Genomic DNA, 13,348 nt, shown 5'->3' with positions numbered 1-13,348 from the left:
GTCCGGGTACATGGCCTTGAGCGCCAGGCGCTTCTCGACGGGCATGGCCGCGCCGAAGCTCGCCTCGATGCTGTGGCGGGCACGCAGGCCCTCGATGCGCTCTTTCACGTCTTGCGGCAGCTTCTCGTAGGCCAGCGCCATGTTCGCCCACATGGTGTCGCCGCCCACTGGCGGGCACTCCACGCAGCGCAGCACGCAACCCATGGGCGGTGCATCGCGCCAGGTGGCGTCGGTGTGCCAGGCGTTCTCGTAGCGGTCGTTGGGCTGGTCCGGGTCCTTGTAGATGCGCACCAGGCCCGGATGCTCCGGGTCGCTGCCGGCCACCGGGTGGTCTTCCAGCTCGCCAAAGCGGCGGGCGAAGGCCACGTGCTCGGCACGGCTGATCTTCTGGTCACGCAGGAACAGCACCTTGTGCTTGAGCAGCAGCGCCTTGATCTCGGCGAACAAGCCCTCGTCCCGGGCGGCATCGCCCAGGTTCACACCGCTGATTTCGGCGCCGATGGCGCAAGTGAGTTGCTCTACATTCATGACCAGCGCCTCAGATGACGAAGATGGACGAACCAGTGGTCTTGCGCGATTCCAGGTCACGGTGAGCCTGAACGGCATCTTCCAGCGCGTAGTGCTGGTTGATGTCGATGCGAATGCGGCCGTTACCGACGTGGTCGAACAGTTCGCCCACCAGATCCGCCTTCTCCGCCGGATCGGCGATGTAGTCGGCCAGGGCCGGACGGGTGATGAACAGCGAGCCCTTCATCGCCAGCAGTACCGGATCGAAAGCCGGGATCGGGCCGGACGCGGTGCCGACGCAGACCATCAGGCCACGACGCTTGAGCGAGTCCAGGGAAGCCATGAAGGTGTTCTTGCCGACGCTGTCGAACACCACGTCGACGCCGCGACCGCCGGTCAGCTCGCGCACGCGCTTGGCGATGTCTTCTTCGCTGTAGTTGATGACGTGGTCACAGCCGTGGGCACGGGCGACTTCGGCCTTGCCTTCGGTGGACACGGTGCCGATCACGTTCAGGCCGAGCAGCTTGGCCCACTGCGAAACGATCAGGCCGACGCCGCCAGCGGCAGCGTGCAGGAGGATGCTGTCGCCTTCCTTGAAGTCATAGATACGGCGCATCAGGTAGGCGGAAGTGAGGCCGCGCATGGTCATGGCCGCAGCAGTCTCGAAGGAGATGGTGCCGGGCAGCTTGATCAGCGGCGCAGCGGGCACCAGGCGCTCGGTGCTGTAGGCGCCGAGGGTGTTGAGGAAGCCGGTGTAGGTCACGCGGTCGCCCAGGGCGACGTTGTTCACGCCCTCGCCCACGGCCACCACGACGCCGGAAGCCTCGACGCCAATGCCATTGGGCAGCGGGATCGGATAGGTACCATTGCGGAAGTAGGTATCGGCGTAGTTGAGACCTACGGCGACGTGACGAACACGCACCTCACCGGGTCCCGGATCACCAACCTCGACCTCTTCATAGCGAAGTACTTCCGGTCCCCCGGCTTCATAAAAGCGAACAGCTTTGGCCATGCCTGTCTCCAATCTTGATTCTTGTAGTCGGGTCACGGACCCATGGATTGGACTCTAGGCATCCCCCCTTTTGGGTGCTTCACATCGCACGACAGCAACTTCTCATTTCATGACAGGCCCCTGGCCGGACGCCCCAACGGCGCGCCGGCCGGCCGATTTGCCGCTCAATGGCCCAGCAGGAAAGCCTCCACCGCGCCGATAAATTCCCCGGGGAGTTCGATGTTCGAAGGGTGCACGACGGGCAGCACCCGCAGCGCCGATCCGGCGTCGATTGGCGAGCGCGCGGCGGCGCTGTTCGGCTAATCGTCAGGCAAGGGCACCACACGCGGCAGGGGCTCGAACTGGATCGGCAGGGTATCGGTCCGCCTCAGGCTGCCCTCGACCGTTCCGGACAGGTGGATCACACCGGCCATCACACCCGTCTCCGGATTGCGCATCAGCTCCAGCCACTCTTCGTCGAAGGCCTGGTTGAGGCTCTTGCGCAAGGTCGCTTCACGGTCATGCCGCCCCTCCTCGTGGAGCATGGCGCTGATACCGGTGAAGCCGAGGGACAGCACCGGCCCAGCCACGCGCCCCATGAAGCTGGTGACGACACTGGCGGCACCGCTGGTGGCCAGTTCCGTTTCCAGTTGATCGCTGGTCTCGCGAGTGATGGTGGACAGCCCGTCGTCCGTGGCCCAGGCGCCAGCGCCGCCCGGTGCATTACGTATCCGGTCCATGAGCGAGGCGTAGGCCGGCAGCTCTTCCAGGGGATCGGCCTTGAGAACCTGGAACAGCGAGGCCCTCTGCCCCGGCGGCGGTAGCTCGATGGCCGGAATCTTCTGCAAATGCTGGGCGAACTGGTCGCTGGGCACGCCGAAACGCTGAGGGATCAGCTGCAGGCGCTCATCCAGCTGCTGGATATACGTCCGGGTGGTCTGCTCCATGATGTCGTCCGGATCGAGCTGCCGGGAAACCGGCTTGAGCACCTGGTCGTCATATTCTTCCTGCAGGTAAGCGGCCAGACGATTCACGGTTTCCTCGCGCTTGCCGTCGGAACTCAGGCGGTACCAGCCCACTTTCATGCTCAACCACTTGCGGGTCCAGAAGCTGGAGAACCAGGGAATGAATTCACTTTCGGTGCGCTGGTAGACCAAGTCCATCCAGCGTTCCATGGAGTCCTGGGCGTAGGTCCTGGCCTGGCCAGTGGCGGCCAGGGAGGCGGCGGCGATATCCCGGTCCACCTGCTGCCAGGTGCTCTGCGAGACAACGACGGGCGCCACGGGAGGCGCCGGCTTCGAAGCACAGCCGCCCAGCGTCAACGCGAGGGAGACGAGCATTATGAACAGGAGCCGGACCGGTACCTCCCCAAGCCAGCCAAGCAGCTGTTCTTCCCGGACTCCGGGAGAACTTTCTGCAGCGTTCATAGGGCTTCTTCCACCCCCGGGGCCTTTCGGCCGGGGTTCCTTGAGTATAGGGACCACCCCACCCCACCGCCCCGCGATCGGACGTACTGCACTTCTGAGCAAAAACGTCCGCCGCGCTGTCTGATCAGTCGCCAGGACAACCACCGCGTAAACGCATGTGGCGCCGGCCAAACCCAGCCGTATCGGAATCGAGGTAGTGAAATGAAAACAGGCCCGTCTGTGGGGGTGTTTCTTCTGGTTGCAGCCCTTGCCGGCATCGTGCAGGGCGCACACGCCGAGCACAGGTGGGACAGGGACGATGCCAGGGTCGAGCAGTATCGCGACGGCCCTTGCCGGGTGAAGGAAATCACCGATTACGGCTACTACCGCAAAGTCGTCCGCTGCCCCAACGGGCGCGGCAAGACGTGGCGCCGGGGCGACTGGCACCGCGACTACCGCGATGGCCCCTGCCGGATTCGCATCGATGCCTCGCGCGAGGTCTTCGACAAGGAAAAGGTCTGCCGCACGCGGGACCGCTACCGCGACTGATCACGTCGGGGCCGGCCATGCCGGCCCCGCTTCAGAGCACGAACAACTCCACGAACCGGTCCACCGGCGTTGCCTCCAGGGCCGCCTGGTCCTTGCACAGGGCGAGGATCTGCGCGCAGCGCTGCGGCGCGAAACGGGTCGCCAGGCTGGCCCTGAACTTCTCTTCCAGCAGTGGCATGCCTTCGGCGCGCCGGCTCCGGTGGCCGATGGGGTATTCCACTTCCACTTTCTCGGTACTCCGGCCGTCCTTGTAGAACACCTGCACGGCATTGGCGATGGAGCGTTTGTCAGGTTCCAGGTATTCGCGGCTGTAGCGCGGGTCCTCCACCACCTCCATGCGTTCTCGCAGGCGGTCGATGATCGGATGTGACTGGTGGAAGCCGTCCTCGTAATGCTCGGCCTGCAGGTCGCCGAAGGCCAGGGCCACTGCCGTCATGTACTGGAGGCAGTGGTCGCGGTCAGCGGCGTTGGCCAGCAGCCCCTCCTTGGCGATGATGCGGATGGCCGATTCCTGGGTGGTGATGACGATGCGATCGATTTCGGTAATGCGGTTGCGCACCAGCGGATGCAGGCGCACCGCCGCCTCGCAGGCCGTCTGGCCATGGAACTCCGCCGGGAAGCTGACCTTGAACAGGATGTTTTCCATCACATAGCTGCCGAACTCCTGGGGCAGACGGAAATGCACCTGCTCTGGCGCCTTGGTCGCCAGATCCTTGTTGGTGTGGCTGAACAGCACGTCGTAGAACCCCCACTGGGGCGCACTCAGCACGCCGGGAACACCCATCTCGCCGCGCAGGGCGATCTCTGCCAGGCGCACGCCGCGACTGGTGGCATCGCCCGCTGCCCAGGATTTGCGCGAACCGGCATTGGGCGCGTGGCGATAGGTGCGCAGGGCCTGGCCATCCACCAGGGCGTGAGAGATGGCCGAGAGCAACTGGTCGCGGCTCGCCCCCAGCAACCAGGCGCACACGGCGGTCGACGCCAGCTTGACCAGCACCACGTGATCCAGGCCGACGCGGTTGAAGGAGTTCTCCAGGGCCATCACGCCCTGTATCTCGTGGGCCTTGATCATGGCCTCCAGCACCAGGCGCATGGTCAGCGGTGCTTCGCCTCGAGCCAGGCGGCGCTGGGAAAGGTGGTCGGCCACGGCGAGGATGCCCCCCAGGTTATCGGAGGGGTGCGCCCATTCGGCCGCCAGCCAGGTGTCGTTGAAGTCCAGCCAGCGGATCATCGCGCCCAGGTCCCAGGCGGCCTTCACCGGGTCCATCCGGTAAGACGTACCCGGCACCCGCGAGCCCTGGGGCACCAGGGTGCCTTCCACCAGCGGGCCGAGCAGCTTGGTGCATTCGGGGAAGCGCAGGGCCAGCATTGCGCAGCCGAGACTGTCCATCAGGCAATTGCGCGCGGTGTCCAGCGCCTCAGTGGAAGTCGTGCGATCGCCGAGCACATAGTCGGCGATGGCCTGGATCACCGGGTCGTACGGGGGGCGCTGGTTCAGGTCTACGTTGCTGCTCATGGCCGTGCCTCTCGATTACCGAGTGGACTGAGCCTAGCAAACACCATCAGCCAGGCGGCCGGGACCGAAAGCGACCGACGGCCAAGGCGTCGCGCGCGCTGCTGTGCTGGGCTTGGATAAGGTCACAGCCGGAGGGCCCGCCATGAACTCAGACCCCAACGTCCGCACCCCCGCCCCCAGGCCGCCGGGACCCAGTCAACCACCGGAGCAAGTGCCGGCGGCGGACGTGAAACGCATCAGCGACAAGGCGCCGAGCAAGGACAAGAAGCCCGATGATTGGGAGTGAACTGCCCTCCCCCCAGCCAACCCTGTAGGGGCGAATTGATTCGCCAGGGGACTCCCAGCACAGCTCAACCGCCCTCACCCCAACCCTCTCCCAGAGGGAGAGGGGGCAGTCCGTGCCGACCTTCAGCCCCGGCACAACCCTGTAGGGGCGATTTCAATCGCCAAGCGGACCGCTAGTTCGCCCATCGGACTCCCAGCACAGCCCGACCGCCCTCACCCCAGCCCTCTCCCGCAAGCGGGAGAGGGGGCTGTCCGTGCCGGCGTTCAGCCCCGGCACAACCCTGTAGGGGCGATTTCAATCGCCAAGCGGACCGCAGGTTCGCCAGGGGACTCCCAGTACAGCTCAACTGCCCTCACCCCAGCCCTCTCCCAGAGGGAGAGGGGGCGGTCCGTACCGGCGTTCAGCTCCGGCACAACTCTGTAGGGGCGAATTCATTCGCCAAGCGAACCGCAGGTTCGCCAGGGGACTCCCAGTACAGCTCAACTGCCCTCACCCCAGCCCTCTCCCGGAGGGAGAGGGGGCTGTCCGTACCGGCGTTCAGCTCCGGCACAACTCTGTAGGGGCGAATTCATTCGCCAAGCGGACCGCAGGTTCGCCCATGAAACGCCCAGCACAGCCCGACCGCCCTCACCCCAACCCTCTCCCGGAGGGAGAGGGGGCAGTCCGTACCGGCGTTCAGCCCCGGCACAACCCTGTGGGGGCGATTTCAATCGCTAAGCGAGCCGCAGGTTCGCCAGGGGACTCCCAGTACAGCTCAACTGCCCTCACCCCAGCCCTCTCCCAGAGGGAGAGGGGGCTGTCCGTGCCGGCGTTCAGCTCCGGCACAACCCTGTAGGGGCGACTTCAATCGCCAAGCGAACCGCAGGTACGCCAGGGGACACCCAGCACAGCCCGACCGCCCTCACCCCAGCCCTCTCCCAGAGGGAGAGGGGGCGGTCCGTGCCGGCGTCCAATCCCGGCACGACCCTGTGGGGGCGATTTCAATCGCTAAGCGAGCCGCAGGCTCCGCGCATCAGAAACCCACGCTGGCCTGGATGTACCAGGTGCGCGGCTGGCCGACGTAGATGCCCGCGTTGTTGTCGCTGGAGCGGGTGAAGTACTGCTTGTCGAAGATGTTCTTCACGCCCACGCCCACCTTCAGGTTGGACAGCTGCTCGCCGAAGTCATAGGCACCGCGCACATGCCAGGTCACGTAGCCGGGAATGTCGCCGAACTGGCCGTCAGCGGTCGGCTCGGTGATGTAATCACCGGTGAAGTTGCCGTTCTTGTCGATGCCGGTACCCGGCGCGCGCTGGCCGGACTGGGCGTAGCCGTCGAAGTTGTAGGTCCAGCGGTCTACCTGGTAGCGCAGGCCGACGTTGGCCACGTGGCGCGAGTAGAACGGCAGGTCGCGGGTCTTGAAGCCCGGAATGTCGCCTTCATAGGTCGCGCGGGTGAAGGTGTAGGTGCCGGTCAGGCTCAAGCCGGAGAGCAGTTCGTCCAGGTTGTAGTAGCCGGACAGTTCCAGGCCCTGGTGCTTGGTGGCGCCCAGGTTGGTCCAGCCCACATCGTTGCTGATGAATTGCAGCTCGTGGTCGAAGTCGATGTAAAACAGCGTCGCTTCGCCGCCCCAGGTCTGGCTGTTGTAGCGCGTGCCCAGCTCGTAGGTCTTGGCCTTCTCCGGCTCCAGGCCGTTGGCCGTGCTGTCGCCGACGCCGCCCTGGCCGAGCTGGAAGTACTGCAGGCTGCCGAACGAGGTTTCGTAGTTGGCGAACAGCTTCCAGGAATCGGAGAGGTGGTACATCACGCTGAGGGCCGGTAGCGGCTCGTTGTAGTCCTTGCTGCGGTTCTTCTCCTGCACCGGCTTGCCGTTGCTGCCGATCACCGGGCGCTCATGCCAGTCGCTGTTGATGCTCTCGAAGCGAACGCCCGGGGTGACGGTCCATTTACCCACGTCGATCTTGTCGTCGATGTAGAACGCATTGGCCTCGGTACCTCCCGTACGGTCCTGGAAGACGTGGCCGTCCGTCGCGGGCTTGTTGTCGGGTGTCGGTACGTTGCCCACCAGTGCCAGGCCGCTGCTTTGCTCGTGCATCGCTTCCTTCAGGTAGCGGTAGCCGACACCCACTTCATGGGTGCTCTCACCGGCGAAGAAAATGCGCGAAACGCGCGGCTCGAAGCCATAGGTGTAGTAACTGCGCGGGTAGGAGTTGAGGGCCTTCTGGTCGCGGCTGGCGATGTTGCTGCCCCGGAAGCTGTCGCTGTAATAGGTCAGCACTTCCACCTGGGTCACGTCGTCCACCTGGCGCAGGTATTTCAACGAAACGTCCTTGCGGCGGCCGCTGAAGTTGTCCCAGTCGCGGTCGGACTGGAAGGGATTGTCGTCGTACTGCGCCTGGGTGAGGCCGCCCGGCATATCGGCGGTGGCGTCGTAGTAGTGGAAGTTCAGCGACAGGTCGTCCTGCTCGGTGGGCGCCCAGTGGGTCTTGAGCATCACGTCGTCGATGTCGTTGTTGTTGTTGCCATCGCGGTAGCCGTCGCCGTTGACGCCCGAATAGAGCAGCGCGGCGCCGATGCCGTTATCTGCGGTGCCGCCCAGGAACGCACTGTTCAGGTACTTCCAGCCACCGTGGGCGGTGTCTTCCAGGGTGGTGGAGACATCACCGGAGAATTTCTCCGGGATGGCGCGGGTCACGAAGTTGATCACACCGCCGACGTTCTGCGGGCCATAGCGCACGGAGCCGGCACCGCGTACGACGTCGATGCTGTCGAGGTTGCCGACGGAGATGGGTGCCATGGACAGCTGCGGCTGGCCGTAGGGAGCGAAGGCGGCGGGTACGCCGTCGATCAGCACGGTGGAACGGGGCGAGAGGCGCGACGTCAGGCCGCGCACGCCGAAGTTCAGGGCGATGTCGCTGCCGCCGGTGCCGTTGGATTCCTGCACCTGCACGCCGGGCACGCCACGCAGTGCATCACGTACGTTCATCGTGCCCTTCTCGATCATGGCTTCACGGCGCACCACGGTACGAGCGCCAGGATGGTTCTGCACCACGGCGTCTTCGGCGGTGCCTAGCCAGTCGCCGACCACGGTGATGCTGGACGCCGGCAGCTCCATGGCGGATGCGCCCTCATCGCTGGAAACACGACGCAGGATGGCGGTGCCGTCCGCCAGGTCGAAGGTCAGGCCGCTGCCCTGCAGCAAGGTTGCGAGGACTTCTTCCGGCAGCAGGTTGCCGTCCACCGCCGGGGCCTGCTTGCCGGCCACCAGGTCAGGGCTGAAGAAGAGCTGCAGCGAGGTCTGCTGGCCCAGTTGGCCAAGGGCGCTGGCGAGGGACTGCGCCGGAATGTGCACGTCCTTGCGCTCGGATGCCTCGGCACCGAGGCTGGCCACCGCCAGGGCAACGGCCAGGCTCAGGGGCAGCCAGGGCTGGGTCTTGCGGGAGGAAACTGCGGATGCCGCTTGTTGCTGTACTTCGTTGTTCACGTTCGTTCGGTCCTGAAAGAATGCCCCCAGCCATGCGCTGGGCGTGAAGAGTCGGACAGGAAGACGAACGAGCTGGAAAAAACCTGAATCTAAAACGGAATAATTTCGTTTGAGCCGTCAGAAAGGGTTCTGACCTTCACCGGCAGGATGCGCGGCAAGGCCACCAACAGGGCGTTGGTGTCATCGGCACGGGACACGCTGGAAAAGCGCAAGCCCGCCACTTCCGGGGCAACGCGCAGGGGTTTGTCGCGATAGCGGGACACTTCTTCGACCACCTCGGCCAGGGGCACGTCATTGAAGATCAGCTTGCCCTGTCGCCAGGCCGTGATGGCGGCGATGTCGATGCGCTGCACCGGACCGACAGCGCCATCGGCCGCGATGCGTATGCCGTCACCGGCCACCAGCGGTCGGCTGGCCTCCGCGCCCTGCCCGCCTGCAACCAGCACCCGTCCCGATTCCACCGCCACGCGCACGTCCTGTCCGCCGTGGCGCACGTTGAAGCGGGTGCCGGTGACGGTCACGCGACCGGCGCCGGCTTCCACCACAAAGGGGCGGGCCTTGTCCGGCGTCACGCTGAACAGCGCTTCCCCGGTCTCCAGCTGTACCAGGCGGCGGTTGGCGGAATAGATGACCGTGACACGAGTACGGCCATTGAGATCGAGGGTCGAGCCATCGGCCAGGGTGACCTGGCGACGTTCGCCGAGCGCGGTCACGTAGCTTTCGCCGCGCAGTGAGAAGGGATCGAACAGATAGGTCGCACCACCCGCCAGCACCACGCTGGCCGCAGCCGCCAGCGCACCCTGCAGGAAGCGACGGCGCGACGGCACCGGCAAAGGCCGGACCTCGGCGTTGCACAGCTCACGCAGGTGCTGCTCGGGAATCAGGTCGGCGGCGCTCCAGAGGCGTTCGAGCAATTGGTACTCGGTCCGGTGCGACGCATCCGCCGCCAGCCACACCTCAAAAGCGCGACGGTCCTCGTCGCCCTGCTCGGGGTCACGATTGCGGCTGAACCAGTAGGCGGCTTCGTCGCGCGCGCGGCAGTCGGCATTCGTCATCGGTTGGCCATCCAGGTGGCGGGAATCAGGCTGCGGTCGTTGTCCATATCTCGGGTCTTGGTGCCCTGTCGTGCTCTGTCGGCTCATGTGGCGCTCAGGTCCAGGCGCTCACGCAGGTGACGGAGGGTGCGGATCATATACCGCTCCACCATGTTCTTGGATAATCCCAGGCGCTCGGCGATCTCCGCCTGGCTCTGCCCTTCCAGCTTCTGCCAGATGAACACCTGGCGGCAGTTCACCGGCAGTTCCGCCAGGGCCTTCTCGATCGAGTCGGCCAACTGGACGGCATGCATGTAGGACTCGGGGTCATTCTTCGACTCCTCCCCCGACTCGGCCATGTCCAGCTCGATCTGGGCACGACGCTCCTCGCGGCGGAAGTGGTCGACGGCAATATTCCGGGTGGTCTGGTGCAGGTAGGCGCGCGGTTGCTGGACGTTGTCCTGGTCGGTTTCCAGGACCCGGACGAAGGCGTCGTGGGCCAGATCCTCGGCGCGATGGCGGTTCCTCAGCCGGCGCGTCCACGTGCCGATGAGTTCTTCATAGTGTTCGAAGAAGCCGTGATTGCGCTGAGGCATCTGAGGGGAGGAAGGAAGGGTCAGGAATCGAAAGGCGCGAATGATAATGGCTCGCAAATATTCCCGCAATTTCCGCTCACCCTCCGGGTTTGGCCATCCGACGAAAGCCTCTTTTCAGGTCATATGGAGACTTGGCACCTTTTTTCGGTATCTTCTCCGACCGTCCAACAGTCCCCCAGAAAGAGCCTGCTCCATGAGCCGTACCGCAATCCAGGCTGCCGTCTTCTGCCTCGCCACCCTCTGCTCGGCGGCCACCTTCGCCAAGGTGGAAGTCCAACCCGTGCAGCACACCAAGGCGGGCCGGATTCTCGCCGTGCAGATTTCCGAAGACATCGCCCCCGGCGATTACGAAGTCTTGATGAAAGGCCTGCGTGCCAACCCGGGCAAGTTCGACCGCAAACTGGCCCTGCTGGACAACATCGGCGGCAGCGTCACCGAGGCCATCCGCATGGGCCGCCTGCTGCGGGAAACCGGCTTCGACGTGATGGTGCCCTCCGAAGGCGTGTGCCAGGGCAGTTGCGTCTACCTGCTGGCTGCCGGCCGCAACAAGACCGTGCGCGGCTACGTGGGCCTGCACCGCCCCTACTTCCCCCACGGCGACTCCGCCCTCGCCGCTGTCGGCAGCGGCTACAGCCCCACCGCCTACCTCAAGGAAATGAACGTCCCCCTGAGCCTGCTGGATGACATGAACGGCATCGAGCCGACGCGCATGCGGGTGCTGACGAAGGATGAGCTGGCGCGTTATCGGTTGAACTGACCGGACGGCTCCAGCGGGGTGTGTAGGGTGGATGACGCTCTTTTCATCCACCATCGGGGTCGAGCCAATTTCGTAGCCTGGGTGAATTCCGGGTGAAAGTCTCACCGTCTGACTAGCAGGCTGAGAGTCGTAGGTGTCACTCCTTTCCCACTAGCCCCTCCACCAGCCGCCGCGTCACCGGTGCAACCAGTAGTACTGTTGGGAAGGCCACCAGCCAGGCCATGAGCCAGGCGCCGAGCCAGAGGCTGGGAAAGTCCACCACCGGGTCGGCGGCGCGCCAGGTGGAGATGCCGGATACGAGCAGGGACATGAGCCCGGAGAGGATCAGGCCGAACAGCAACGGGGCGAAACGGCGGGGAATCATGTGGGCACCTCCGTCTCAGGCGCCGGCGAGCCGGTGCAGGGTCTCGGAGAAATTCCGGCCGAACATTCGCGCGGTCTTCACATCCCCCGGGACGAAATGGTCGGCGGGAGCCGAATGGCTGGACTGAGCCATCAGTCCGGACCATGAACCCAACCGGTTGGCGGCTTCCTCAATGGGCACGCCGGCATGCTGCTCCGGCAGGATGGGGTTGCCCACCCAGAGCATGCCGTGCTGCATGCAGAACACGAACAGCGCCATCAGGGTCGACTGCTTGTCTCCTGCCGCCAGTGACGACACGGTGAAGCCCGCCGCCAGGCGTCCCTTCAGCTGCTGGCTACGCCAGATCGGCCCAGTGGCGTCCATGAAGGACTTGAAGACCCCGGAAACACCGCCGAAATAGGTCGGCGAGCCCAGGATGAAACCATCGAACGCCACCAATTGGCCGGGATCGCCGGCAATGTCTTCCGCCTTGAGCAGGTGGACTTCCGTATTGGCGACGCCCTGGGCGCCTTCGCAGATCTGCCGGGCGATGTGTTCGGTGTGGCCAAAGGCGCTGTGGTAGATGACGGCGAGCTTTTTCATGGTGAGTGATCCCATTTGGAGTGATGAAAAGAGCCGCATTCAGCGGGTGACCCAGCCCAGCAGGACAGCGGCCAGGAACAGTCCCAGGCCGAAGACGCTGTGGTTGGTCAGGCTGCGCAGGCAGTTCTTCAGCGGCGTAGGCGTTTTGCTGGCGAAGAAGCCCGCCCCCATCGCTGGCTGCATCACCAGCAGCGGCGCGACGACCGTGCCCATGCCCACCAGCAGTGCGGGCAGCAGCGTCGGACTGGCGGTCCAGTCGACGCCGATAAGCCCCACCAGCAGGGCCGCGAAGGCAACGCCGATGGCGTAATGGGTGATCCAGCCCAATGCTGTTTCACCCGGGACAGGTTCCGCCTTGGCGATTGCGTCGTGACTGAAGCGGCCACGCAGCAGGTGGCCAATCCAGCGGCCGATGAAGGCGAAATTGAGCGTCTGGACGCCCATTCGCTTGAGGAAGACCAGCCAGATGTCCATGACGGCGGTGGCGCCGATTCCGATGCAGATCACCGTGATGATGTCGTTCATGTGAGCCCCTTGTGCGTTGACGATGGGAGGTGTCGGGCCCACTCTAGAAGTTGAAGTCAACTTCAAGTCAAGGGATCACAGATGGACATTGCCGAGGTCGCCCGACGCACGGGTCTGCCGTCATCGACGTTGCGTTATTACGAGAAGAAAGGGCTGATCACATCCCTCAGCCAGCAAGGGACGCGGCGCTGGTTCGCGCCCGGCATCCTCGATCAGTTGGCGCTGATCTCCCTCGGCCAGGCTGCGGGGTTGTCGCTGGATGAGATCCGCTCGATGTTCTCGCCCAACGGCGAACCGGACATCGACCGTGAATTGCTCGCGGCCAAGGCCGATGAAATCGATGCGCTGGTCAAGCGCTTGAAAGCCATGAGCGACGGCCTGCGTCATGCCGCGGCCTGCCCTGCGCCGAGCCATTCGGAATGCCCGACCTTCAAGCGACTGCTGAAGGCCGCGTCGAGCGGCGCCATCGAGCGGCGCTGGAGCAAGATGGCGCCCAAGCCCAAGACCAGGAACGGCTCGTAGCGGCGCGCCATGTTCGCCGGAACCAGGGGCAGTCAAAGGTAGGGTGCGCTGTGTGTTCAGCCGGGGGACATAGGTAACGGGTGTCGGGAGACATAGGTAACGCATTTACGCTTACGGGATCCGTCGAATGAGGAGTTCGAGCGATGCCGTGGCAGGAGTGCACCACCATGTCGATTCGGCGTGAATTTGTGTGGTTGGCCGAACAGCCGCAGAGCAATGTCCGCGAGCTGTGCCGACGCTATGGCATCAG

At 64.8% G+C, this 13,348-nt stretch carries 14 protein-coding genes; 4 read left to right on the top strand and 10 right to left on the bottom strand.

All coding sequences use genetic code 11. From position 1 onward, the window contains the following. The 3 genes from E8E91_RS25465 to E8E91_RS25455 all read right to left on the bottom strand — a co-directional run. The coding region (locus E8E91_RS25465; protein WP_280379706.1) for a TauD/TfdA family dioxygenase at nucleotides 1-528 on the bottom strand (528 nt) is incomplete at its 3' end. A 10-nt stretch (nucleotides 529-538) separates the two neighbouring features. Next, nucleotides 539-1,519: a quinone oxidoreductase gene (locus E8E91_RS25460; protein WP_280371250.1), complete on the bottom strand. Its 981-nt coding sequence runs from the start codon at nucleotides 1,517-1,519 to the stop codon at nucleotides 539-541. Nucleotides 1,520-1,818: 299 nt separating this feature from the next. Continuing rightward, entirely contained in the window at nucleotides 1,819-2,781 is a 963-nt protein-coding gene (locus E8E91_RS25455; protein ID WP_280379704.1) for a hypothetical protein, read from the bottom strand. A gap of 345 nt (nucleotides 2,782-3,126) precedes the next feature. On the opposite strand from E8E91_RS25455, the gene E8E91_RS25450 reads away from it, so the two are divergent. Continuing rightward, a complete protein-coding gene (locus E8E91_RS25450) occupies nucleotides 3,127-3,453 on the top strand; it encodes a hypothetical protein (RefSeq protein ID WP_280379702.1) in 327 nt (108 codons plus the stop codon). 31 nt (nucleotides 3,454-3,484) lie between these two features. On the opposite strand, the gene prpD is transcribed toward E8E91_RS25450, so the two are convergent. After that, nucleotides 3,485-4,969, bottom strand: a complete 1,485-nt coding sequence (gene prpD, locus E8E91_RS25445; protein ID WP_280379701.1) for a 2-methylcitrate dehydratase — start codon at nucleotides 4,967-4,969, stop codon at nucleotides 3,485-3,487. Nucleotides 4,970-5,111: 142 nt separating this feature from the next. Between prpD and E8E91_RS25440 the strand changes: the two genes are divergently transcribed. After that, complete coding sequence (locus E8E91_RS25440; RefSeq protein ID WP_190833938.1) at nucleotides 5,112-5,255, top strand: hypothetical protein; 144 nt, start codon at nucleotides 5,112-5,114, stop codon at nucleotides 5,253-5,255. A gap of 1,012 nt (nucleotides 5,256-6,267) precedes the next feature. Here the strand turns inward: E8E91_RS25440 and E8E91_RS25435 are convergent. The 3 genes from E8E91_RS25435 to E8E91_RS25425 form a co-directional block, all read right to left on the bottom strand. Then, a complete protein-coding gene (locus E8E91_RS25435) occupies nucleotides 6,268-8,718 on the bottom strand; it encodes a TonB-dependent siderophore receptor (protein WP_280379698.1) in 2,451 nt (816 codons plus the stop codon). An 89-nt stretch (nucleotides 8,719-8,807) separates the two neighbouring features. After that, nucleotides 8,808-9,773 (bottom strand): FecR family protein, encoded by a 966-nt coding sequence (locus E8E91_RS25430; protein ID WP_280379696.1) that lies wholly within the window; start codon nucleotides 9,771-9,773, stop codon nucleotides 8,808-8,810. 83 nt (nucleotides 9,774-9,856) lie between these two features. Further along, entirely contained in the window at nucleotides 9,857-10,348 is a 492-nt protein-coding gene (locus tag E8E91_RS25425) for a sigma-70 family RNA polymerase sigma factor (RefSeq protein ID WP_280379694.1), read from the bottom strand. Between the two features lie 193 nt (nucleotides 10,349-10,541). Here E8E91_RS25425 and E8E91_RS25420 point away from each other — a divergent pair, with 193 nt between their 5' ends. Next, complete coding sequence (locus tag E8E91_RS25420) at nucleotides 10,542-11,105, top strand: hypothetical protein (protein WP_280379693.1); 564 nt, start codon at nucleotides 10,542-10,544, stop codon at nucleotides 11,103-11,105. 136 nt (nucleotides 11,106-11,241) lie between these two features. Here the strand turns inward: E8E91_RS25420 and E8E91_RS25415 are convergent, their stop codons facing one another. From E8E91_RS25415 to E8E91_RS25405, 3 genes are read right to left on the bottom strand one after another with little or no spacing between them, the layout of a single operon-like run. After that, nucleotides 11,242-11,469, bottom strand: coding sequence for a DUF2798 domain-containing protein (locus E8E91_RS25415; RefSeq protein ID WP_280379691.1), 228 nt, complete (start codon nucleotides 11,467-11,469; stop codon nucleotides 11,242-11,244). A gap of 15 nt (nucleotides 11,470-11,484) precedes the next feature. Next, nucleotides 11,485-12,051: a flavodoxin family protein gene (locus E8E91_RS25410; protein ID WP_280379689.1), complete on the bottom strand. Its 567-nt coding sequence runs from the start codon at nucleotides 12,049-12,051 to the stop codon at nucleotides 11,485-11,487. Nucleotides 12,052-12,090: 39 nt separating this feature from the next. Continuing rightward, nucleotides 12,091-12,576 (bottom strand): DUF2938 domain-containing protein, encoded by a 486-nt coding sequence (locus E8E91_RS25405; RefSeq protein WP_280379687.1) that lies wholly within the window; start codon nucleotides 12,574-12,576, stop codon nucleotides 12,091-12,093. Nucleotides 12,577-12,657: 81 nt separating this feature from the next. On the opposite strand from E8E91_RS25405, the gene E8E91_RS25400 reads away from it, so the two are divergent. After that, nucleotides 12,658-13,098 (top strand): helix-turn-helix domain-containing protein, encoded by a 441-nt coding sequence (locus tag E8E91_RS25400; RefSeq protein WP_280379685.1) that lies wholly within the window; start codon nucleotides 12,658-12,660, stop codon nucleotides 13,096-13,098. Nucleotides 13,099-13,348 lie beyond the last annotated feature (250 nt).

Origin of the sequence: Pseudomonas sp. BN515 (genome assembly GCF_029873155.1) — a bacterium.
GTDB lineage: Bacteria > Pseudomonadota > Gammaproteobacteria > Pseudomonadales > Pseudomonadaceae > Metapseudomonas.
Note: the sequence above shows the minus strand (reverse complement) of the source record. Positions and strands in the feature narration are given on the sequence as shown.

Bases quoted from the DNA above. Each gene is read 5' to 3' on its own strand.
- E8E91_RS25460 (WP_280371250.1), bottom strand. From the start codon at position 1,519: ATGGCCAAAGCTGTTCGCTTTTATGAAGCCGGGGGACCGGAAGTACTT.
- E8E91_RS25450 (WP_280379702.1), top strand. From the start codon at position 3,127: ATGAAAACAGGCCCGTCTGTGGGGGTGTTTCTTCTGGTTGCAGCCCTT.
- prpD (WP_280379701.1), bottom strand. From the start codon at position 4,969: ATGAGCAGCAACGTAGACCTGAACCAGCGCCCCCCGTACGACCCGGTG.
- E8E91_RS25440 (WP_190833938.1), top strand. From the start codon at position 5,112: ATGAACTCAGACCCCAACGTCCGCACCCCCGCCCCCAGGCCGCCGGGA.
- E8E91_RS25430 (WP_280379696.1), bottom strand. From the start codon at position 9,773: ATGACGAATGCCGACTGCCGCGCGCGCGACGAAGCCGCCTACTGGTTC.
- E8E91_RS25425 (WP_280379694.1), bottom strand. From the start codon at position 10,348: ATGCCTCAGCGCAATCACGGCTTCTTCGAACACTATGAAGAACTCATC.
- E8E91_RS25420 (WP_280379693.1), top strand. From the start codon at position 10,542: ATGAGCCGTACCGCAATCCAGGCTGCCGTCTTCTGCCTCGCCACCCTC.
- E8E91_RS25415 (WP_280379691.1), bottom strand. From the start codon at position 11,469: ATGATTCCCCGCCGTTTCGCCCCGTTGCTGTTCGGCCTGATCCTCTCC.
- E8E91_RS25410 (WP_280379689.1), bottom strand. From the start codon at position 12,051: ATGAAAAAGCTCGCCGTCATCTACCACAGCGCCTTTGGCCACACCGAA.
- E8E91_RS25405 (WP_280379687.1), bottom strand. From the start codon at position 12,576: ATGAACGACATCATCACGGTGATCTGCATCGGAATCGGCGCCACCGCC.
- E8E91_RS25400 (WP_280379685.1), top strand. From the start codon at position 12,658: ATGGACATTGCCGAGGTCGCCCGACGCACGGGTCTGCCGTCATCGACG.